We start from the raw sequence: 22192 nt of genomic DNA on the forward strand, positions 1-22192 counted from the left end.
TGTCTTGATGCCGTTTTCGATATCGTGCGGCACTAGCGTAGCAAACGCAAGCCATACAGGCCGCCCGCTATCGAGCCCGGCCGGGCCACGAAGCGCACTACCAGCTTGCCGTCCCTGGCCGCGCCCGGCGGTATCGCATAGTCTTTCGTGTAGATTTCCTGCGGCGCCGATGCCTCCAGCGTCACTTCCGCCAGCAATTTCTCATTGATATAGATATCGAAGCGGCGGCCCGCGTCCCGGGTCGAGTAGCTGAGGCGCAGGGTCCTGGCCTCGCCTTTCGGGTCGTTGAGTTCATAGCTGAACCAGCCGGAGGCATGGCGCCAGTGGCGGCCCTTGTTGAGGCCGGCATCAGCGCCCTCGCCCTTGAAGAAGTGGTCGGACTCGGGCTGCTGCTCGCCGGGCGCCACCTGGTCTATGGTTTGCGCGTCCAGCGCCAGCCGTTCAGCTTCGCCGGCGGCGGCCTGTTCGCGCATGGCGGCATAGGTGTCCGGTGTTGCATACGGCCAGTACACCATGTAGCGCGAGTCGTGCAGGCGGAAGAAGGGGATGAACTGGATGCTGGCCGCGCCCGGCCCCCGCACCAGATCAGGGGCGGTAAAGGTCAGCGGCTGTCCCTTGACCGGCTTGAACTTGTCCATGAAGGCCCTGGTGTCGCTGACCAGGGTGGGCGCCGCCTCCAGCGGGCACATTTCGCCCTTGGCGATGTGGCCCATGCGCGATCCGTCCGCAAAGTAGTTGAGCTTTTCATTGGCAAAGGGAGTGGTCTTGGCGGCCAGGACGATGGGGCCGTGCAGCACGGCGTAGTAATTGGACTGGTCCGGCATCTGCTCCAGGCGGGTCTTCATGGGCAGCTGTAGTTCCACCTTGTCGCCGGCGCGCCAGGCGCGGGAGATGGCCACATAGCCATCCTGGCCGGCCACGGCCTGCACCGGCTTGCCGTTGACGGTGATGCGCAGCGCCCCTTGGGCCACCCATTCCGGATGGCGCAGCTTGAGCTGGCGCAGCTTGCCCGGCTGCTCGATCAGCAGCGAGGTCCGGTCCTCGTCCGGGAAACGGGTGCTCTGGGCGAGGCGCACGCCCTGCTCCTTCCATTCCAGCTTGGAAGGAATGAACAGGTTGACGTACAAGTCATTGCTGTCGTGGGCGTAGATGAATTCACCGTACTTGGCGTGGCTCTCGATGCCGGAACCCACGCAGCACCACATGGCCTGGTCCACCTGCGAATACACGCGATAATGGTTGGGCCGCATGGGCGTGAAGTAAACGAAGCCGCCGGTCCCGGGGCGCTGCGAGCCGAGGATGTGGTTATACAGCGCGCGCTCGTAGTAATCGCCGTAGCGCGACCTGGCGTCGCCCAGGAACAGCATCTCCGTCAGCTTGAGCATATTGTAGGTGTTGCAGGTCTCCGGCCCCTCCACTTCCTCCACCATGGGCGCGAAGTTCTTGTCGTCGTGGAAGTGCTCCTTGACGCTGTTGCCGCCTATGGCCACGGTGCGATGGTCGTGCACGGTCTGCCAGAAGAAGGCGGCGGCCTGCTGCCAATCCGTGCGGCCGGTCAGGTCGCCGATGCGCTTGAAGCCGATGACCTTGGGGATTTGCGTGTTGGCATGCAGGCCGGTGAGCTTGTCCCTGCCCTCCTCCAGCGGCTGCAGGATGGCCTGGTGCGAGAAGCGCATCGCCAGCTCCATGTATTTCTTGTCGCCCGTGATCTCGGCCACGTCGGCCAGCACCTCGTTCATGCCGCCATGCTCGGCGCGCAGCATGGTTTGCATCTGCGCGTCGGTCAATCTGGATGTCAGCTGGAGGGCCCAGTCGGCCATCGCGACCAGCATGGCGCGTGCATCCTGGTTGCCGGCGTAGCGGTAGGCGTCGCGCAGGCCGGCATAGACCTTGTGCAGGTTATACCAGGGCACCCAGCGGCTGTTGACGGAGAAGCTGTCGGCCTTGATTTCGCCGCGCGCCACCTTCTGCCACGCTTCGCTGCCGTTCGGTACGCCGCCGATATAGCCGTTGCCATTCTTGTCCTGGCAGCGTTTCAGCTCGGCCACGAAGTAGTTGAGGCGCTTGAGCACTTCCTGGTCGCCGGTGGAAGCGTACATAAGGGCTAGCGCCGACAGGTAGTGGCCGCCCATGTGGCCATCCAGGCCGCTGGATTCCCAGTTGCCATAGCTCGGCTCCCTGGGCGTGAGGCCGGCCTCGCGCAGGAAAGGCGCCAGCAGCCTGTCCGGGTCCATGGCCATCATGTAGTGCAGGTCGGTCTGCTGCGCTTCCAGGAAGGGACCCGGTGTGAGGCGCACGTCCTGCAGCTGGAACAGCTGCAGCGGCGCGGCCTGCAACGTGCCTCCCAGGCCTGCCGACAGCAGCAGCGCGGCCAGGGCGGCGCGCATCACTTTGCGGGCAGTTGATTGCTCTGGTACTTGTTCAGGTCGCGCGGATCGACGCTTGGCCAATTGTCCTTGTCCCATTTCATCTCCAGTATCTTCAGCTTCTGCAGGTAGTTGTCCGCCGTTTCATAGGCATGCAGCACCAGGTAGTCCTTGCCGTCGAAGGTGTAGGCGCTGTTGTGGCCCAGGCCCTGCCAGTCCTTGTCGCCGGCGATCAGCAGCGTGCCGCCGCCTTTCATCATGTCCTTGCCATCCTTGTCCAGGTAGGGACCGGCCACCGCCCTGGAACGGCCGACGACGACGCGGTAGGTGCTCTTCTCTTTTTTGCAGCACAGCCCCCAGGAGGCGAACAGGTAGTAATAGCCGTTCTTGCGGAAGATGAAGGGCGCCTCGATTTCCTCGGGGCCGGCGTCCTCGCCCGGCTTGGACGCGGCGCCGGGGCGGCGCGCCAGCGCGTGCCATTCCTGAGGTTCGGCCAGGCCGGTCCAGTCCTGGTTCAGCTTGACCAGTTTCAGGCCGCTCCAGAACGAGCCGAAGGACATCCAGCCGTTGCCCTGCTCATCCTCGATGATGTTGGGGTCGATGGCGTTCCAGTCGTCCCGGTTGGGAATGGACTGCAGTACCATGCCCTGGTCTACCCAGCGGTAGTCGGGCGAACGCGGGTCCAGCGTCTTGTTGACGGTGACGCCTATGCCGGAGGTGTTCTTGCCAAAGCCGGACACCGAGTAGTACAGGTAGTACTTGCCGTTGTGGTGCTGGATGTCCGGCGCCCAGATATGGTCGTTGAAGGTGGGCGCCGCCTTTTTCGCCCACACCGGCTGGCCGGGGAACACGCGGCCTTCGAGCTTCCAGTTCACCATGTCGGTGGAGCTGTAGAAGGTGATGCCGGGGCCGGTGCTGTACAGGTAATAGGTATTGCCTTCCCTGGCCATGACCGGATCGTGGATGCTGACCTGTTTGGCCTGCGCGGCGCCGGCCAGCAGGAGCATTGCGAGTAGGGTGTGCTTCATATAACCTCTGTAACTAGTATCATGCCCGGCATGGGCTCCCGACGGGAGCGACACGCGTCCATCCACAGCGGGCGCGAACGGCTTGGCGCTTAGCTTCCAGTCCGCGCCCCCCAGATCGACACGCCATCCACCGATTGCGCCGTGAAGGTGACCACGAAGGCGCTGGCATTGGTATTCCAGCCGCGCGACAGGACGCCCTTGAAGGTGCCGGTCGCGCCCAGCGTCAGGGTAATCCTGTTGCTGCCGTTGTGCTTCCAGGTGCCCGCCACCGCGCCTGACACCGTGCCGTCCGCCGCCAGCGTGATGGCCGACGAAGTCTTGATGGTAGTCGATATATCCTTGCCGTGATTGACCATCTTGTAACTGCCCGCCACGTCGGCGGCCGTCACCTCGGACGACAAGGTGGTCGCGTTCAGGCTCAAAGGTGCGTAGCGGAACGGCGCCACCACGATCCAGCCATCCTCGTTGAGGAAGAATTCGTGCACGCGCAGTTCGTGGGTTTCGCCCTGGTTGGGAAAGCGGGTGTGGAAGATCAGGAAGTACTTGCCGGTGCTGGCGTCGTAATAGGCCGAGTTGTGGCCGGGCGAGACATAGCCGACCGCGGTGCCGGTTTCCGAGGACGTCAGCGCCCACTGGTAGTTGCCCATGATCTTCTGGCCGTACGGCGCAATGCTGGCGTCGTCCCACAGCGGCAGCGCGGCATTGGCCTTGGCGTTTGCCATGTCGTTGCCCTTGGCGTCCAGATAGGGGCCATCGGGGTTCAGCGAGCGCGCCACACGCATGTTGTAGCCGCCGGTGGAATCCAGGCCGCCGAAGGACAGGAACAGGTAGTAGTACTTGGTGGCTGGGCTGTACAGCACATAGGAACCCTCGATGCGCGCATGGTTGCCGCCCGTGATGCGCTTGCCGTAACCCTGCCCCGCCTTCTGGTAGCCGGTGGCCGGGTCCATCTCCAGGATGAAGATGCCGCCCGAGTAGGAGCCGTACATCATCCACAGCTTGTTGTTCGCGTCGCGGAACACGTTGGGGTCCACCACATTGGGCATGGTCAGCGCGTCGTAGACGGTCTTGCCATCTTCGCTGATCTCGTTCCACATGCCGGACTTGAGCAGGATCTTCTTGTTGACGTAGGGGCCCTCGACCTTGTCGGCCACCGCCACGCCCAGCGCCGAGCGCGGCGAGTCGCCCTTGCAGGCGCAGTAGTATATGTAGAACTTGCCGTCATCGAGCCTGGTCACGTCCGGCGCCCACAGGTCGGTGACCTGGGCCCAGGCGAAGGTGTCGGCCAGCGCCGTCACCACGTTGCTGAACAGCGGATTGGTGGCCGTGACGCCGTCGGCGATCTTGGTCCAGTTCATCAGGTCGGTGGTCTTGGCCGCCGCCAGGTGCGAGCCGAACACGTAGTAGGTACTGTCCACCTTGATCACGGACGGGTCGTGCACCGAGGCGTTGACGAAGCTGATGCTGGTGGTTGGCGTGGTCGGTGTGGTGGGCGTGGTCGTGGTCGTACCGGTGCCGGTGCTGGCGGTGGAGCCACCGCCGCCACCGCCGCAAGCCGTCAGGAACATGGGCAAACCGCCCGCGATGGCCGCACCTGCCCCTGCCTTCAGGACAAGGCGTCGATTCATGCTGGTTTTCATGCGCTTTACTCCACGACGACGACGACCACGGCCTTGGCCGGGATGGTGACCGACAGCTTGCCGCCGGCCGCCTCGGCGCTGAACGGCGCCGGCTTGATCGCCTTGGGCTCCTTGAAGGTGTTGTGCGCATCCATGGTGGCGGCGGTCAGCACGCTGCCCTTGGCCGATTTCAGCTCCTGGCCGGCCACGTTCAGCGCCACGCTGGCGGAGCGGTTGGGATTGGTGTTCACCAGCGCCACATACAGCTTGCCATCCTTGGCGCGCGCGGCCGAAGCGCTCACCTCGGGGATGCTCTTGCCGTCCAGTTCATACCTGGCGTTGTTTTCCAGGGTCAGCGGCAGCGAGGTCGCATCCTGGAACGGCACGTACATCTGGTAGGCATAGTAGGTCGGCGTCAGCACCATCTTGTCCTTGTCGGTGATGATCATGGCCTGCAGCACATTGACCATCTGCGCGATATTGGTCATGCGCACCCGGTCGGCATGCTCATGGAAGATGTTGAAGTTCAGCGCCGCCACCACCGCGTCGCGCAGGGTGTTCTGCTGGAACAGGAAGCCGGGGTTGGTGCCTTTCTCCACGTCGTACCAGGTGCCCCACTCGTCCACCAGGAAGCCCAGCTTCTTTTCCGGGTCATACTTGTCCATCTCCGCCGTGTTGCGCTTGATGTACTGGTCCATCACCAGGGTGTTGGCCAGGGTGGACATCCACTCCTGCTCAGGGAAGCCGACAGCGGCGCCCTTTACGTCCCACTTGCCGGTGGGGAGAGTGTAGTAGTGGAAGGTAATGCCGGTGGTCTGCTTCTTGAGTTCCTTGCTCAGCAGCGTGGTCCAGCTGCTGTCGCCGCCGTTGCCGCCGCTGGCAATCATCTTGGGACGGTATTGCTTGGGCGCGCGCAGGAAGGTTTCGTAGTTCTTGTACAAATCGACGTAGTGCTGCGGACTCATATTGCCGCCGCAGCCCCAGGCCTCGTTACCAATGGCGAAGTAATCGACCTTGAACGGTTTGTCGCGGCCATTCTTGCGGCGCAGCTCGGCCAGGGTGGACTTGCTGTCCGAGGTCATGTACTCGACCCACTCCGACATTTCCTGCGCCGTGCCGGTGCCCAGGTTGCCGTTGACATAGGTGTCGGCGCCGACCTGTTCCGCAAGGTCGAAGAACTCGTGGGTGCCGACCGCATTGTTCTCGGGGACGCCACCCCAGTTGGTGTTGACCTTGACAGGGCGCTTGTCGCGCGGGCCTATGCCGTCGCGCCAGTGGTATTCGTCGGCAAAGCAGCCGCCCGGCCAGCGTATCAGCGGCACGTGCAATTCCTTCAGGGCGCCGACCACGTCGTTGCGCCAGCCGCGGGTGTTGGGGATCCTGGACTTGGGCCCGACCCAGATGCCTTCGTAGATGCCGGTGCCCAGATGTTCGGCAAACTGGCCGTATACGTGCTTGTTGATGACGGGACCCGGCTTGGCGGCGTCGATGGTGATGGTGGCGTCGGCCATGGCGCTGCCGCCAGCCATCATGCACAGGGTGAGTACGGCGCGTTGGATATGGTTCATAGGTTTCATACGGTTGATCTCCTGATTGTTATTGTTTAAAGGTCGCGGCGTTGAAGCTCGCCACGAAGCCGCCATGCGGCTTGATGGTCACTGGTACTTGCCTGCCTGGCTGGAGCCGGGCCTGGGTGAAGCTGCGTTCGGCCAGGCCGTCGGCGATCAGCACGCCCTCGCCCTTGCCCACGAAGGACAGGTCCAGCTTGAGCTGCTGCTCGCCATCGGTGGCGTTGATGCCGCACAGGTACCAGGTAGCGCCCGCCCTGCGCGCCATCACCACGTATTTGCCGGGATAGCCCTCTACCAGGCGGCTGTCATCCCAGCTGCGCGGCAGTTCGCGCAGGAACTGCTTCACGTAATCCGGCACGGTCGCCATGCCGTCCGGGGTCTCGGCGTAGTGCTGGATGCCGGACAGGTAGAGCACCGAGGTGGCCAGCTCGAAGCCATTGCTGGCGCTACGCCTGATTTTCGGGATATCGCCAAACACCATGGGCGTAAAGTCCATGGGGTCGAACAGGTTGCGCGCGAACGGCAGCGTGGCCGCGTGGGCAGGCATCAGGTCCTCGTCCTTCTGCTCGAAGGAAGTGAACTCGAAGCCGCGCACTGCTTCCATGGTCATCAGGTTGGGCCAGGTGCGGGACCACCCGCGCGGCAAGGTGGCGCCGTGGAAGTTGACCAGCAGGCCGGCGTCGGCCGCGTCCTTCAGGATGTCCACGTAGTAGGCGATCATGGACTGGCCATCGCCGCCGAAGAAGTCCACTTTCACGCCCTTGATGCCCATGTCGCGGATGCGCCTGAATTCCCGGACACGCTGTTCATGGGTCAGCAGCGCGTTCTTGGGCGAGTACTCGGTCTTGTTCCATGCGCCGGACGAGTTGTACCACAACAGCAGGCCAACCTTCTTCTGCGCAGCGTAATCGGCCAGCTCCTTGACCTTGTCGTAGCCTATCTTGCGGTCCCAGTCGGCGTCGATCAGGGTGTAATCCCAGTGCATGTCGGCCGCGTAGTCGATGAAGCGCTTCTGCACGTCGTAGACGGTGCCGTCGTCCTTGAGGATGGCCCAGCTCCACGAGGCATGGCCGGGCTGGACCAGCTTTTTATCAAACGCGATGGCGGGCGCCGCCAGGTCGGTGCCCAGGGTGGATGCGGTCAGCTGGTGCAGTGAGCCCAGGGCGATGATGCGCCACGGCGTGGCCAGCACGCCGCTGGTCTCGGCCAGCAGCTTGCCATTGGTGTAGACCTCGGCCGCCATGGGATTGCCGATAGCGTATTTGCCGTTGGGCGACTGCTGCGCCAGGCGCGAAGCCTGGTAGCTGCCATCCATATTGGCCTCGGTCAGCGCCACCCAGGTGGACCCAGTGTGGAACAGGGCCGGGAACACCCAGCCGGCTTCCGTAGGCGATGGCGTGCCGACCGGGATCTCCTTCTGGTAGTGCTCCTCGTAGGACGGGTTGGTGTTGGACCAGCCGGTCTGCGCCACCGACATGGGCTGCAGCCAGGCCTTGGCGCCCTGCGGCAGCGCGAAGGTGGTGCGTTCCTGGACCACTTTTTTCATCGGCAGGCCGACGTCGCCGACCACGTAGCGGAAGGCCACGCCATCGTCGGAGACGCGGAAGATGATGTCCATCTTCTGCTGGCGGCGATTGCGCACGGTCCAGGTGCGCTCGTTGGCGCGGGAATGAATATGGCGCTTCTTCCCGACCGCCATCTCGTATTGCTCATCAACCTTGGCCGGCTTCGATACGGCGGCCACCACCAGGCCGCTGGCCAGGTCGGCGCCGTCCAGCTGCAGGCCCAGGTCGGAATCGAGCAGTACCGGCTTGCCGTCGCGTTCCACCGAGTACACCAGCGCATTGCCGGCGGAGGGATGGACCTTGAGGGTCACATGGCCGTCCGGGCTTTTCAGGATTGCTGCCGTATCGGGTGCGGCGTGCGCAGGCTTGCTGAACACCAGCACCAGCAGCGGCATCAGGGCGGCCGGCGCCAGCGGGGCCAATGCGCGGAATAGGGGTTTCATCTTGTCCTCGCCATTTTTTAGGGTTATTCGTCCCCGCCGCCTTGCTCCAAAGGCGTATCACGCGGGAACGATCAGAGGTACTGCGGAAGGTCTTACACCCAGCCGGCGTCGACGATGAATTCCTGGGCCGTGCACATGGCGCCGTCGTCGGCCGCCAGGAACAGCACCATGGACGCCACGTGCTGCGGCATCAGCTTGTCGGGCAGGCATTGGTTGCGCTTGATCTCGTCTTCACCGGCTTCGTCCAGCCACAGGTCGATCTGGCGCTGGGTCATGACCCAGCCCGGCGTGACCGTGTTGACGCGGATGCCGTGGGCGCCGAATTCGCGCGCCAGGCCGCGCGTCAGGCCGTGCACGGCTGCCTTGGACGTGGCGTACACCGGGTAGCCCGCGTTCTTGACGTGCCATGAAATCGATCCGACATTGATGATGGAACCGGCACCCTTCTTTTTCATGCCGGGGTAGACCGCCTGGCAGGTGAAGAACATGGGGCGCTGGTTGATGGCGATGCGCTCGTCCCAGTACTCGGGCGTGACTTCCTCGGTCTGGTGGCGCTGGTCGTTGGCGGCGTTGTTGACCAGGATGTCGAAATCGCCGCCCGCCTCCACCGCCATGGCGGCCATGGTCTGCTGCAGCACGGGGATGTCGGTGATGTCGCATAGGCGGAACAGCGGGGCCGGATAGCCGGCTTCCGTCACGCGGCGCACCAGGGCCAGGCTGGCGTCGCGGGCGATGTCGACAAAGGCGACCTTGGCGCCCTGTTCCGCGAAGGAAATCACCATCGCTTCGCCGATGCCGGTGCCGCCGCCGGTGATGAACACGCGCTTGCCGCGCAGGCTGGCGAATGTGGCCAATTGGGTCATACCTGTCTCCGGATTTTATCGGTATTGTTATCTCGTCGCTGCCGCGCAAGCGGCAGCCTATGCTGAGCCGGCAGGCCTGCGGCGTGCCTGCCGCAGGCCCCACGCCCAGCATGGACTCCCGCTCTCGCGGGAGTGACGGTTTTGCGCCCCGTGTCAGGCGCGGGTCAGTTCGCCTTCGCGGCGCAGCCAGGTGGCCGAGCCGCCGTCCTTCAGCACTTCGGGCAGCAGCGCCTGCGGCAGGTTCTGGTACGAGACCGGACGCAGGAAGCGCTGTATCGCGCCGGTGCCGACCGAGGTGCTGCGGCCGTCCGAGGTGGACGGGAACGGGCCGCCGTGCACCATGGCGCTGCACACTTCCACGCCGGTGGGGAAGCCGTTGGCCAGGATGCGGCCTACCTTGCGCTCCAATACCGGCAGCAGCTGGCGCGCCAGGGCCATATCGGCGTCGTCCAGTTGCAGGGTGGCGGTCAGCTGGCCTTCCAGGCTTTCCGCCACTTTCAGCAATTCTTCCACGTCCTGGCAGGAGATCACCAGCGAGGCCGGGCCGAACACTTCCTCGCCCAGCTCATGCTGCCTGAGGAAGGACGCCGCCGAGGTGGTGAACAGCGCCGGTGCGCCCTTGCCCTCCTCCTGCGGCGCCAGCGCCAGGGTCTGCACGTCCTCGTGGCCGGCCAGGGCCGACACGCCGCGCTGGAAGGCGCTGGCGATACCGGGCGACAGCATGGTGCCGGCCGCGCCCTGCGCCAGCGGATTAGCCGCGCCGGCGGCAAAGCGCTCCAGCTCGGGGCCGGCCAGGCCGATCACCAGGCCGGGGTTGGTGCACATCTGGCCCACGCCCAGGGTCAGCGAGGCGGCAAAGCCGGACGCGATCTCGGCGCCGCGCGCCGCCAGCGCTGCCGGCAGCAGGAACACGGGATTGATGCTGCTCATCTCGGCATAGACGGGAATCGGCACCGCACGCGCGGCCGCCACGCCCATCAGGGCCAGGCCGCCGGCGCGCGAGCCGGTGAAGCCGACCGCCTTGATGGCCGGATGCGCCACCAAGGCCTGGCCGATGGCGTTGCCGGCCCCGGTCAGCAGAGAGAACACGCCGGCCGGCAGGCCGCACAGTTCGACGGCCTTGACGATGGCGCGTCCCACCAGCTCGGAGGTGCCGGGGTGGGCCGAATGGCCGCGCAGCACCACCGGGCAGCCGGCCGCGAAGGCCGAGGCGGTGTCTCCGCCCGCCACCGAAAAGGCCAGCGGGAAGTTGGAGGCCGCGAACACGGCCACCGGACCGAGGCCTATCATGCGCATGCGGATGTCGGGACGCGGCGGGGTGCGCTCGGGCAGGGCGGCATCGATGCGCACGTCGTTCCAGGAGCCTTCGCGCAGCAGGCTGGCGAACAGCTTGAGCTGGCCCACGGTGCGTCCGCGCTCGCCTTCGATGCGCGGGCGCGGCAGGCCGGTTTCGGCCATGACGCGTTCCACCAGTTCCTCGCCCAGGGCCAGGATTTGCTCCGCCACGGTCTCCAGGAACACGGCGCGCTGCTCGTCGCTGATGGAACGGAAGGTATCAAAGGCTTGTTCGGCCAGGCGGCAGGCCTGGTCTATCTGCCCGTTGTCGACGCCATAGAATTCCGGCTCCAGGTGCTGGCAGGTGGCCGGATTCCAGGCGCGCATCGCAGCGCCCTTGCCCTTGACGCCAGCGCCGCCTATCAGGGCGTCGCCGCTGATCTGGCTCATAGCACTTTCACTTTCGCTGTTTCGGTCTTGAACACGGCCAGCGGGTTGCGCAGGGCCGGACCGAATTGCGGCGCGTCGATCTCGAAGGTTTCACCGGGCTGCACCACGATGTTGTCGGCCACGCTCAGGGTGGCGGTGCCGAAGAAGTGCACATGCACGTCGCCGGGACGCTTGAACAGCGGGTACTTGAAGTGGTGGTGTTCCAGGTTGGCGATGGTGTGCGACATATTCTGTTCGCCGCTGAAGAACGGTTTCTCCCAGCGTACCTTGCCTTCCTTGTCGTAGATGCGCGAAGTGCCTTCGATGCTGTCCGGGGCCTCGCCCACGCGCAGGGCCGGGCCGAAGCTGCAGGCGCGCAGCTTGGAATGCGCCAGGTAGAGGTAGTTCTTGCGCTCGGTGACGTGGTCGGAGAACTCGTTGCCGACCGCGAAGCCGACGCGGTAAGGCTGGTTGTCGTCGCCGATGATGTACAGGCCTGCCACTTCCGGCTCCTCGCCGCCATCCAGCGAGAAGTCCGGCATGGCCAGGGGCTGGCCGCTGCCGACCACGATGGAACCGTCGCCCTTGTAGAACCACTCGGGCTGCACGCCCACGCCGCCATCGGCCGGCTTGCCGCCCTCCACGCCCAGGCGGAACATCTTCATCGAGTCGCTCAGGGCTTCGACGTCGCCGCCGATTTTCTTGTGCATGGAGTCGCGCGTGTCGGCGCTGCCCAGGTGGGTCAGGCCGGTGCCGGTGACGTAGCAGTGGGCCGGGTCCTGGTGGTCCAGCGGCGGCAGGATGCGGCCCGCTTCCAGCACGGCGTTGTAGTCGGCGGTGGCGCTGCCGACAGCGGCTTGCGCCAGTTCGGCCAGGCCGGTCTTCTGGCGGATGGCGGACCAGGCCAGCTCGTAGGTGCTGTGGTAGCCGCTCAGGATCTTGATGGTGGTGTTTTCCAGGATGCCGACCTGGCGTACGCCTTGTTCGTTCTTGAATTGTATCAGTAGCATGGGGAAGTCTCCGTGGGCGTGCTGGTTTTAGTGGGAATGCTTGGGCACTGCCGAACCGCGGCTGCCGACCAGGAAGTCGAAATCGCAGCCCTCATCGGCCTGCAGCACGTGGCTGATGTACAGGCCCTGGTAGCCGGTGGTGGGCGTCGCGGGCTGGTTTTTCGCGCGCTCTTCCTGGCGCGCGGCGATTTCCTCGTCCGACACTTCCAGATTCAGCTTGCCGCCTGCGCAGTCCAGGGTGATCCAGTCGCCCTCTTTCACGATGCCCAGCGGGCCGCCGGCCATGGCTTCCGGCGCCACGTGCAGCACCACGGTGCCGTAGGCGGTGCCGCTCATGCGCGCGTCCGAAATGCGCACCATGTCCTTGACGCCCTTGGCCAGCAGCTTGGGCGGCAGGCCCATGTTGCCCACCTCGGCCATGCCGGGATAGCCCTTGGGACCGCAGTTCTTCATCACCAGGATGGAGTTCTCGTCCACTTCCAGATTCGGATCGACGATGCGGGCCTTGTATTCCTCGAAGTTCTCGAACACCACGGCGCGGCCGCGGTGCTGCATCAGGGCCGGGGTGGCGGCCGAGGGTTTCAGCACGGCGCCGCGCGGCGCCAGGTTGCCGCGCAGGATGCAGATGCCGCCATCCTTGATCAGCGGGTTGTCCAGGGTGCGTATGCATTCGTCGTCGTAGATGGGCGCGTCCACGCAGTTCTGCCAGATGCTCTTGCCGTTCACGGTCAGCGCGTCCGGGTGCGGCAGCAGATTGCCCTCGCCCAGGCGGCGGATGGTGGCCGGCAGGCCGCCGGCGTAGTAGAACTCCTCCATCAGGAAGCGGCCCGAGGGCATCAGGTCGACGATGGTCGGGGTGCCGCGGCCGATTTTGGTCCAGTCTTCCAGCTCCAGGTCCACGCCGATGCGGCCGGCAATGGCCTTCAGGTGGATCACGGCATTGGTGGAGCCGCCGATGGCGGCGTTGACGCGGATGGCGTTCTCGAAGTTCTCGCGCTTGAGCACCTTGGACAGCTTGAGGTCTTCCCACACCATCTCGACGATGCGGATGCCGGACATATGGGCCAGCACGTAGCGGCGCGCATCGACGGCCGGAATGGCGGCATTGTGCGGCAGCGAGGTGCCCAGGGCTTCGGCCATGCAGGCCATGGTGGAGGCAGTGCCCATGGTGTTGCAGGTGCCGGCCGAGCGCGAGTGGCCCGCTTCGGCGCCCATGAATTCGTGCATGGTGATCTCGCCGGCCTTGACCTGCTCGTGCAGCTGCCAGACGGCGGTGCCGGAGCCTATGGTCTTGCCGTTCAGCTTACCGTTCAGCATGGGGCCGCCGGTGACCACGATGGTGGGGATGTCCACCGAGGCGGCGCCCATCAGCAGGGCCGGGGTGGTCTTGTCGCAGCCGACCAGCAGCACCACGGCGTCCATGGGGTTGCCGCGTATGGATTCTTCCACGTCCATGGAAGCCAGGTTACGGGTAAGCATGGCGGTCGGGCGCAGGTTGGATTCGCCGTTGGAGAATACCGGGAATTCCACCGGGAAGCCGCCCGCCTCCAGGATGCCGCGCTTGACGTGCTCGGCGAGTTTGCGGAAATGCGCGTTGCATGGCGTCAGTTCGGACCAGGTATTGCAGATGCCGATGATGGGCTTGCCCTGGAATTCGTGGTCCGGGATGCCCTGGTTTTTCATCCAGCTGCGATACATGAAGCCGTTCTTGTCCTGCGTACCGAACCATTGCGCCGAACGCAGGGCCACTTTTTTCTTCTCAGACATGCACTTCTCCTCAGATTGTCCTTGTGCAGCGGCTAGTTGTCGGCCTCCGCATCGATATCGGGATACTAAAATGTACTGAGATATCTTTCCAATAAATTCTTAAACGATATTGATATCGAATTGGATATCAAGCCGTGGTGGAGAAGCGGTAAGCCATCACGGTATCGTATTCCTGGCCGGGGCGCAGGATGGTGGACGGGAAACCGGGCTGGTTGGGCGCGTCGGGGAAGTGCTGGGGTTCCACGCAAATGCCGCTGCGATAACCGTAATTGCGCCCTTTTCCCGTCAGACGGCCATCGAGGAAGTTGCCGCTGTAGAACTGCAGGCCGGGTTCCTGGGTCCACACCTCCATGACACGGCCCGATACCGGATCGGCAAAGCGGCAGGCCGCCTCCATGGCGCGCGGGGCCGATTTGTTGAGCACGAAGTTGTGGTCGTAACCCAAGCCGTGGCGCAATTGCTCGTCATCGGCGGCGATGCGCTCGCCTATGGTGTGCGGCGTGGTGAAATCGAACGGGGTGCCGGCCACGGGGGCCAGCTCGCCGGTGGGGATCAGGGTGGCGTCCACCGGGGTGTAGCGGTCGGCGTAGATGGTCAACTCATGGGCAAGGATGTCGCCCTGCCCTGCCAGGTTGAAATAACTGTGGTTGGTCAGGTTGACGGGGGTGGCCTGGTCGGTGGTGGCGTTGTAAGCGATACGCAATTCGTTATCGTTGCGCAGTTCGTAGATGACAGTGGCTTGCAGGTTGCCGGGATAGCCCTGGTCGCCGTCCGGGCTCAGGTGGCGCAGCACCAGCACCACCGAGGTGGGGGTTTCAAAAATCTCGGCGTCCCACAGGGCGAGGTTGAAGCCCACCGCACCGCCGTGCAGGTGGTTGGGGCCATTGTTGACGCTCAGCTGCACGGTCTTGCCATCGAGCTCGTAGCGGCCGTTGGCGATGCGGTTGCCGGAGCGGCCTACCAGGGCGCCGAAGTATTCCGAGTCGCCGGTGTAGGGTTCCAGGGTATCGAAGCCGTGCACGATGTCCGCCAGGGCGCCGTTGCGGTCCGGGACGTGCAGTTCGGTGATGACGCCGCCGTAGTTGCTGATCCTGGCGACGATGCCGTTGGCGTTGGTCAGGGTGTACAGCTGGGCGGTACGGCCGTCGGGCAGCTGGCCGAAGGGGGAGGCAGTGATGGTGTGCTGCATATGTACTCTCTAAATGATGGACGGCCGACGCGGACCGCAGGGGTCCGGGTCAGCCGTGGGCTGATCGGCGACGCATGCCCGGCTTGGACTGCCGCCTGCGCGGCGGCGAGGGCTCTACGGCCTCAGGCCGAAACAGGCCGCACCCGCCGGGGTGTCCATGCCGGGTTTCTAGGCCACGGATGGCCGCCCGAACACGGGCATGCCGTCGGCGTCCCACTTCAACGGTTTCACGTAGGTGTGGCGGTCCGGATTCCACAGCGGATCGCCTTCGATCTCGGTGTAGGTACGCGCATGGTACACCAGCAGCACGGACTCGCCATCCTCGTCCACCGTGAAACTGTTGTGGCCGGGGCCATACACGCCGTGCTCGAAGCAGGTTTGCAGCACCGGCTCGGTGGCCTTGGTCCACGAGGCCGGGTCCAGCAGGTCGGCGTTGTCATCGGCCCACAGCAGGCCCATGGCGTAATTGGCGTCGGTGGCGCTGGCCGAGTAGCTGATGAAGATCTTGCCGTTGCGCTTGAGCACGGACGGGCCTTCGTTGACCCAGAAGCCGCGTATCTCCCAGTCGAACTCCGGCTTGCTCAGCATGACAGGCTTGCCGCCCAGCTGCCAAGGGGTTTTCATGGGTGCGATGTAGAGATTGGAATTGCCCTCGATGGCCACATCCTTCTGCGCCCACACGTAGTACAGCTGGCCGTTGTGGGTGAAGGTGGTGGCGTCCAGGCAGAAGGTGTCGATGCCGGTATCGATCTGGCCCATGAACTCCCACTCGCCTTCCAGGGGGTTGGCATTGGTGTTACGGATGGCGTACATGCGGTGCTGGAACAGCTTGTCCTTGATCTCGCGGCTGGGCGCGGCGGCGAAATACACATACCAGGCGCCTTCGTTGTAGTGCAGCTCGGGCGCCCACACCAGTTCGCTCCAGGCGCCGCTGTCGGGCTTGAACCAGACGTCGGTTTTTTCCGCGTCGACCAGGCCGGCGGTGGTTTTCGCGCGCCGCAGTTCGATGCGGTCGTACTGCGGCACCGAGGCCGTGAAGTAGTAATAGCCGTCCGTGTGGCGGTAGATATGGGGATCGGCGCGCTGCTCGATCAGGGGTTTCAATACTTGGTCCATTGCTTCGATTTCCAAAAGTTAGACTGCCACATAAGTCTGGGCTCCCATCTTCGCCTTGACCTCGCCGTAGTACTCGTTGTTGAGACGGTACTTGAACATCAGCAGGCCCATGACGGTATGGAAGAAACCGGGAATCAGCGTCAGCATCAGCACGATGCCGTGCAGGGCGAACGCCGTTTGCTCGTGATTCGGCTGGTACTGGAAATAAGTCAGCAGCACGCCCACCAGGGCGCCGGCGATGCCCATGCCAGCCTTCTGGCACACGGAAATGCCGCCAAAGGCGAAGCCGGACACGCGCTTGCCGGTCTTGACGGTACCGTAGTCGATGGCCTCGGCAATGGCCGACCAGAACACGGGGGCATGCAGGTCCACCACGAAGGACAGCAGGAAGTACAGCACGAAGGCCAGGGCGGTATCACCCGGCTTGACCAGGAAATACATGGCGGCGCTGATCAGCCCGACGCCGATCTGGGTCCAGCGGAACAGCTTGACCTTGCAATAGAACTTGGTGATCCAGGTGGACGCCACCATGGACAGGATGGCGGCCGCCACCCCGGTCGACAGGAAAGCCGACACGGTTTCGGTATTCGCACCGAGGAAGTACTTGGCGTAGTAGATGGCGACCGAGCCGCGTATCACATAGCCTATGGTGCCGACCACGCACACGGCGCACAGGATCAGCCACTGGTCGTTCTGCATCAGCACCTTGATCTGGGCCGTCAGCGACTGGCGCTGCACCTTGTGCACCACCCGCTCTTTGGTCGTGAAGAAGCAGAACAGGAACAGGGCGATGCCCATGGCGGCCATCAGGCCCATGGCGGCCTGGTAGCCTACTGCCGCATTGCCGCCGCCCCAGCGCTCGGACAGCACCGGCACCACCACGGTCACCATGAAGGCGCCAACCTTGGCCAGGAACAGGCGGTAGCCATTGGCCGACAGCACTTGCAGCGGGTCGTTGGACAGGGTGCTGGGCAGGGAAATATAGGATACGCCGACGCCCGAGGTCATCACCGTCATGATGATGTAGGTCGAATACGCCCACACCAGCTTGGCGCTGTAGCCCCAGTCCGGGGTGGAAAATACGAAGTAGACGCTGAGGCCATAGGGCACGGCCAGGAACAGCAGCCACGGACGATAACGGCCCCAGCGCGTCATGACGCGGTCGGTGACCTGGCCCATCACCAGGTCGCTGGCGGCGCCTATCACCTTCACCAGCACGAACAGCAGGGCCAGGTCGGTGGTGGCCAGGCCATACACATCGGTGTAGAAGAAGGTGATCATCAACATCATGGACGAGATCACCACGTTCAGCGCCATGTCGCCGGCGCCGAAGCCTATCTTCTCGATTACCGGCAGTTTTTGATACGACATCGTATTCCCTCAAGGTGCGAGGCCGCGCCCCCGCGGGATGCAGGGGACGCGGCCGTGTCATTGCTAACGCTTACAGCTTCCAGTTCAGGAACAGGCCCACGGTACGGTCATACTTGCGGGTGTCGCGCGGGTACAGCGACGGGTTGTTGGTCCAGTAATCCTTGTACTTGAAGTCCAGCAGGTTGGTGCCGTTGATCGTGACCGAGGTGTTCTCGTTGATCTTGTAGCTCAGCGAACCATCGAGCGAGGACATGGCGCCGGCGATCAGGTCCTTGCCATCGCCGGTGTCGTTGTACACCTGGGTGAACTTGGAACGCCAGTTGTACGCCAGGCGGCCCGAGAAACCATACTTCTCGTACAGCGCGACCAGATTGTAGGACCATTTCGACATGCCCGGGAAGGTGCTGTCGACGCCGTTGGTGGTGGTGCGGCCCACGGTGAAGGTGGTATTGGCTTCCACGCCGAAACCGCCCAGCCAGCCCGGCAGCTTGTCGAAGAAGGTGCGATAGGCCAGTTCGGCGCCTTGCAGGTAGCCGTCGTCCGTGTTGTACGGACGGGTGGTGTCGTAGCTGATGCCCTGGAAGGTTTCCTTGGCCACGCGCGACTGGATGTAGCCCTTGAAGTCATGGCGGAACAGGGCCACGCTGGCCATGCCGGTGGAGGACATGTACCACTCCAGCGAGGCGTCGAAGTTTTGCGCCGTGACCGGTTTCAGGTCAGGATTGCCGCCCGAGGCCGTGGCCTGCACGGTCACGCCCGAATTGACGTAGGCGGTGCCTGGATTGAGCTGCGAGAAGTCGGGACGGGTCAGGGTCTTGTACAGCGAGACCCGGCCGATCACGTCGTCGCGCAGCTTGACCTTGAAGTTGGCGCTGGGCAGATAGTCGGTGTTGCTGCTGCTCTTGCGGGTGGCCACATAGCTGCTGCCCACCAGCGAATTGCCCAGCAGGTCGGCGTCGGTCTTGGTGGCGCGCATGCCGATCACGCCGTCGAACGGGTAGCCGGCCGTTTCCCAGCCCAGGTGCACCTTGCCGTACAGGGCGTAGTTCTTTTCCTCGTCGGCGAAGAACGATCCCGGGTCCAGCGCCTTGGCGTTGCTGCTGCCGGTGACGGCCTTGCGCACGTCGGCCGTGTTCTGTATCAGGTAGCTGGCGCACGGGGTGTACCAGGAGGTCAGGCCCCAGTTGTTCTGCATCTCGGACACGCAAGTCATGCCCGGCAGGGTAGCCGCGGCGGCGCTGCTGACCGAGGGCACCGACCCTTCGAAGGACTTGATCGATTCCGCGGTGCGCTTGGCGGCGCGCACGCCGAAGTCGATGTTTTGCACCAGGCCGTCGCTCGATGGCGTGTAACTGCCGTCGGCGCGCCAGTCGGTCGATGCGCCATGGTCGCGGCCATAGCGGTCGAACAACTGGTACAGCTTGTAGTTGTTGGCGCTGTTCATGTCCATGCCGCCGTAGTTCACGTAGGCGGAACCGCCTATGCTGGTGTTGACGGTGGCGTTGGGCACGTTTGCCAGGGTGTCCAGGATGGGGTTTTGCCAGTCGTACGTGGACAGGGTGCGGGCGATCTCGCTGCTCAGGCGCAGGCCGGGCGCGGCGTTCCACTTGCCGCCGATGGCGTGCTGCTGGGTCACGTTGCTGGCGCGGTTGGCCTGGGTCGACGAAATGGTGTTGACGTTGTGCGAGGTCAGCTGCTGCAGCTGGTCGGTGCCGGGTATCTTGGTGGCCGACATCAGGGCGCCGTCGCCCCACCATGGCAGGGCCACGAAGAAGTCGGTCTCGAAGTTGTTCAGGTAGTGGGAGGCCAGGCCTTCGGCGTACAGTTCCACATCCTTGTTGGGCTTCCACTGCAGCGCGTAGTTGGCGGCCGTGCGGCGGCGGTCGCCCTTGATGTTTTCCAGGCCCAGCAGGTCGGGACCGGTCAGCTTGGGCAGCAGCCAGCTCTTGTCGATGGGCTTGGTGTTGAACACCCGCTCTTCCGAGTAGTGGCTGCGCACGTAGGACACGCCGAACAGGGCGCCGATTTCGCCGATGTCGGTCTTCCAGCGGTTGGACACCATGGCGTTCAGGGTCGGATCGGTCTTTTCCGACTGCGACTTGTAGGTGGCGCCGGTGTTGACGGTGGCGTTGAAGCCCTTGAAGTCGAAAGGACGCCAGGTTTGCACGTCGATGGCGCCGGCGATGCCGCCCTCGGGGATGTTGGCTTCCTGGGCCTTGTGCACCGCCACGCTTTGCAGCATGGTGGAAGGCACATCGGCCAGTTGGATGTAGCGGCCGGTGGTGGTGAACAGCTCGCGGCCGTTCAGCAGGGTGGCAATGCCGGGCAGGCCGCGTATCAGCACCGAGTTGGCTTCGCCGCCGTCGCGGCGAACCTGGATGCCGGTGATGCGGGCCACGGATTCGGCCACGTTGGTATCCGGGAACTTGCCGATATCATCGGCGACGATGACGTCCACGATGCTGTCGGCGTCTTGCTTGAGCTTCTGCGAGCTCTGGGCCGCCTTGCGCACGCCGGTCACGACCACGGTATTGCTGTCGTTGACGGCGGCTGCTTCCTGCGCCCACACGGAGAAACTGGTGAGCAGGCCGGCGGCGGCCAGGGTAGCGACGGAAGATTTCAGGACGAGGCGAGGCTTCGCCAGGGACATGGTGGTCCCGGATGCATGATGTTTCATGGGTCTCCAGACTTATAGTTTTGTCGAGCGTACTCGGGGGGCGTTACGACAACATTGCAGCTATCTCGGAGCTGATCTTAGGGGCTGGAGACCAAATAAACTAATCAATTTTTTCCGGTTTTCGATACCGAAAAATATATCGCCACGTGAGGAAATATTTTTTATTTAAGTGATACGACAAGCTGACAGCGCTACCGTCGCGCTGTAACACAACGCGACGGCAGCCCTGTCCTGTTGGTTATCAATCGTTTTCCTACGGTTATTGGAAGGCCACTTCCGTGAAGCTGCGCAATTTTCGGCTGTGCAGGCGGTCCACCCCCAGGGCGCGCAGCTTTTCCACCGCCCGTATGCCGATGCGCAGGTGCTGGTCCACGCGGTCGCGGTAGAACTGGTTGGCCATGCCGGGCAGCTTGATCTCGCCGTGCATGGGCTTGTCGCTTACACACAACAAGGTACCGTAGGGCACGCGGAAACGGAAGCCGTTGGCGGCGATGGTGGCGCTTTCCATGTCCAGCGCGATGGCGCGGCTCTGGCTGAAGCGGCGTTCCGGTGTGCGCTGCGGCAGCAATTCCCAGTTGCGGTTGTCCGTGCTGGCCACGGTGCCGGTACGCATCACCTGCTTGAGGTCGTGGCCGGTCAGCTGGGTCACCTCGGCCACGGCCGCCTCGATGGCCACCTGCACCTCGGCCAGCGGCGGGATAGGCACCCACAGCGGCAAATCCTCGTCCAGCACGTGGTCTTCGCGCACATAGCCGTGCGCCAGCACGTAGTCGCCCAGCTGCTGGGTGTTGCGCAGGCCGGCGCAGTGGCCCAGCATCAGCCAGGCGTGCGGGCGCAGCACGGCCACATGGTCGGTGATGGTCTTGGCGTTGGCCGGGCCGACCCCGATATTGACCATGGAGATGCCGGCGCCATCCTTGCGCACCAGGTGGTAGGCCGGCATCTGCGGCAAACGCGGCAGGGCCGCCCCCAGCTCGTCGCCGGCCTGCACCGTCTGCCCCACCCGGCGCGTGACGATGTTGCCCGGCTCGATGAAGGCGATGTAATCGTCGTCCGACTGCGCCGGTTTGGCCATCAGCTCATGCCCCAGCTTGATGAATTCATCCATGTAGAACTGGTAGTTGGTGAACAGCACGAACTTCTGGAAGTGCTCGCAGGAGGTGCCCGTGTAGTGGCGCAGGCGCTGCAGCGAATAGTCCACGCGCGGAGCCGTGAACAGGGCCAGCGGCTGGGCCTCGCCCGGCGGCGGCTCGTGGGTGCCGTTGGGGATGCCGTCGTCCATGGCGGCCAGGTTGGGCAGGTCGAACACGTCGCGCATCAGCAGGCGCCGGGCGGCGTCCATATTGCCTTCGATATGCTCGTTTTCGCCAAACGAGAAATGGATGGGGATGGGCTGGGCGCTGGTGCCCACTTCCAGCTGCACGTGGTGGCTGCCGTGGTTTTTCAGCAGCAGCTTGAATTGCTGGATGTAGTAGCGCTCGAACAAATCGGGCCGGGTCAGCGTGGTCTCATAGGTGCCGGGGCCGGCCACGAAGCCGAACGACAGGCGCGAATCGGCGCGCGCCACGGTGTCGGTATGCACCCGCACGAAGGGATAGCAGGCGCGCACGTGCTCGCCAATGTCCTCCCCGGCCACGAAGCGGCGCATGGCGTCGCGCAGGTGGGCTATGTTGGCATCGTAGATGGCGCGCACCTGCCGGTAGGCGGCCAGCGGATCGTCAAAGCGCGCGGGGGCGATGAATGGGCGGTTCGGTAGCATACGGTTCCTTCACAGTGTGTGTCCGTAATGTATTGTACGGGCTGGAAACGTTAATGGGTTGATACACTTTGTCCCTATGGTGCGCGGTGAGCGTGCCGTACAATGGCAAGCCACCCCTGATGCAGGGGCGGAGACGGTTTCAAT

Annotated in this window: 14 protein-coding genes; all 14 read right to left on the reverse strand. The window is 64.1% G+C overall.

What is annotated here, in order from left to right:
* Positions 1-32: 32 nt before the first annotated feature.
* The 14 genes from ACLB1G_RS03700 to ACLB1G_RS03765 all read right to left on the reverse strand — a co-directional run bounded on the left by ACLB1G_RS03700 (position 33) and on the right by ACLB1G_RS03765 (position 22048).
* The gene (locus tag ACLB1G_RS03700) at positions 33-2387 is read right to left on the reverse strand and encodes a beta-L-arabinofuranosidase domain-containing protein (protein WP_491625836.1); all 2355 of its coding nucleotides are present in this window, start codon (positions 2385-2387) and stop codon (positions 33-35) included.
* Positions 2387-3394, reverse strand: coding sequence for an arabinan endo-1,5-alpha-L-arabinosidase (locus tag ACLB1G_RS03705; RefSeq protein ID WP_491625837.1), 1008 nt, complete (start codon positions 3392-3394; stop codon positions 2387-2389). Before ACLB1G_RS03705 ends, ACLB1G_RS03700 begins: the two co-directional genes overlap by 1 nt.
* Before the next feature lie 89 nt (positions 3395-3483).
* Complete coding sequence (locus ACLB1G_RS03710; protein ID WP_491625838.1) at positions 3484-5022, reverse strand: glycoside hydrolase family 43 protein; 1539 nt, start codon at positions 5020-5022, stop codon at positions 3484-3486.
* 17 nt (positions 5023-5039) lie between these two features.
* The gene (locus ACLB1G_RS03715; protein ID WP_491625839.1) at positions 5040-6581 is read right to left on the reverse strand and encodes an alpha-N-arabinofuranosidase; all 1542 of its coding nucleotides are present in this window, start codon (positions 6579-6581) and stop codon (positions 5040-5042) included.
* Between the two features lie 28 nt (positions 6582-6609).
* Positions 6610-8592, reverse strand: a complete 1983-nt coding sequence (locus ACLB1G_RS03720) for a glycoside hydrolase family 97 protein (RefSeq protein WP_491625840.1) — start codon at positions 8590-8592, stop codon at positions 6610-6612.
* A gap of 92 nt (positions 8593-8684) precedes the next feature.
* On the reverse strand, positions 8685-9455 hold the full coding sequence (locus ACLB1G_RS03725; protein ID WP_491625841.1) for an SDR family NAD(P)-dependent oxidoreductase: 771 nt from the start codon (positions 9453-9455) through the stop codon (positions 8685-8687).
* Between the two features lie 153 nt (positions 9456-9608).
* Positions 9609-11180, reverse strand: a complete 1572-nt coding sequence (locus ACLB1G_RS03730) for an aldehyde dehydrogenase (NADP(+)) (RefSeq protein ID WP_491625842.1) — start codon at positions 11178-11180, stop codon at positions 9609-9611.
* Positions 11177-12169, reverse strand: coding sequence for an AraD1 family protein (gene araD1, locus ACLB1G_RS03735; RefSeq protein WP_491625843.1), 993 nt, complete (start codon positions 12167-12169; stop codon positions 11177-11179). Before araD1 ends, ACLB1G_RS03730 begins: the two co-directional genes overlap by 4 nt.
* Positions 12170-12196: 27 nt before the next feature.
* The gene (locus ACLB1G_RS03740; protein WP_491625844.1) at positions 12197-13936 is read right to left on the reverse strand and encodes an IlvD/Edd family dehydratase; all 1740 of its coding nucleotides are present in this window, start codon (positions 13934-13936) and stop codon (positions 12197-12199) included.
* 127 nt (positions 13937-14063) lie between these two features.
* Positions 14064-15125, reverse strand: coding sequence for an aldose epimerase family protein (locus tag ACLB1G_RS03745; RefSeq protein WP_491625845.1), 1062 nt, complete (start codon positions 15123-15125; stop codon positions 14064-14066).
* A 168-nt stretch (positions 15126-15293) separates the two neighbouring features.
* Positions 15294-16241, reverse strand: a complete 948-nt coding sequence (locus ACLB1G_RS03750; RefSeq protein WP_491625846.1) for a glycoside hydrolase family 43 protein — start codon at positions 16239-16241, stop codon at positions 15294-15296.
* An 18-nt stretch (positions 16242-16259) separates the two neighbouring features.
* On the reverse strand, positions 16260-17612 hold the full coding sequence (locus ACLB1G_RS03755) for an MFS transporter (protein WP_491625847.1): 1353 nt from the start codon (positions 17610-17612) through the stop codon (positions 16260-16262).
* A gap of 70 nt (positions 17613-17682) precedes the next feature.
* On the reverse strand, positions 17683-20289 hold the full coding sequence (locus ACLB1G_RS03760) for a TonB-dependent receptor (RefSeq protein ID WP_491625848.1): 2607 nt from the start codon (positions 20287-20289) through the stop codon (positions 17683-17685).
* Positions 20290-20548: 259 nt separating this feature from the next.
* On the reverse strand, positions 20549-22048 hold the full coding sequence (locus ACLB1G_RS03765; protein ID WP_491625849.1) for an AMP nucleosidase: 1500 nt from the start codon (positions 22046-22048) through the stop codon (positions 20549-20551).
* Positions 22049-22192: the final 144 nt, after the last annotated feature.

Source organism: Duganella kummerowiae (assembly GCF_053572355.1).

Bases quoted from the DNA above. Each gene is read 5' to 3' on its own strand.
- ACLB1G_RS03700 (WP_491625836.1), bottom strand. From the start codon at position 2,387: ATGCGCGCCGCCCTGGCCGCGCTGCTGCTGTCGGCAGGCCTGGGAGGC.
- ACLB1G_RS03705 (WP_491625837.1), bottom strand. From the start codon at position 3,394: ATGAAGCACACCCTACTCGCAATGCTCCTGCTGGCCGGCGCCGCGCAG.
- ACLB1G_RS03710 (WP_491625838.1), bottom strand. From the start codon at position 5,022: ATGAATCGACGCCTTGTCCTGAAGGCAGGGGCAGGTGCGGCCATCGCG.
- ACLB1G_RS03715 (WP_491625839.1), bottom strand. From the start codon at position 6,581: ATGAACCATATCCAACGCGCCGTACTCACCCTGTGCATGATGGCTGGC.
- ACLB1G_RS03720 (WP_491625840.1), bottom strand. From the start codon at position 8,592: ATGAAACCCCTATTCCGCGCATTGGCCCCGCTGGCGCCGGCCGCCCTG.
- ACLB1G_RS03725 (WP_491625841.1), bottom strand. From the start codon at position 9,455: ATGACCCAATTGGCCACATTCGCCAGCCTGCGCGGCAAGCGCGTGTTC.
- ACLB1G_RS03730 (WP_491625842.1), bottom strand. From the start codon at position 11,180: ATGAGCCAGATCAGCGGCGACGCCCTGATAGGCGGCGCTGGCGTCAAG.
- araD1 (WP_491625843.1), bottom strand. From the start codon at position 12,169: ATGCTACTGATACAATTCAAGAACGAACAAGGCGTACGCCAGGTCGGC.
- ACLB1G_RS03740 (WP_491625844.1), bottom strand. From the start codon at position 13,936: ATGTCTGAGAAGAAAAAAGTGGCCCTGCGTTCGGCGCAATGGTTCGGT.
- ACLB1G_RS03745 (WP_491625845.1), bottom strand. From the start codon at position 15,125: ATGCAGCACACCATCACTGCCTCCCCCTTCGGCCAGCTGCCCGACGGC.
- ACLB1G_RS03750 (WP_491625846.1), bottom strand. From the start codon at position 16,241: ATGGACCAAGTATTGAAACCCCTGATCGAGCAGCGCGCCGATCCCCAT.
- ACLB1G_RS03755 (WP_491625847.1), bottom strand. From the start codon at position 17,612: ATGTCGTATCAAAAACTGCCGGTAATCGAGAAGATAGGCTTCGGCGCC.
- ACLB1G_RS03760 (WP_491625848.1), bottom strand. From the start codon at position 20,289: ATGAAACATCATGCATCCGGGACCACCATGTCCCTGGCGAAGCCTCGC.
- ACLB1G_RS03765 (WP_491625849.1), bottom strand. From the start codon at position 22,048: ATGCTACCGAACCGCCCATTCATCGCCCCCGCGCGCTTTGACGATCCG.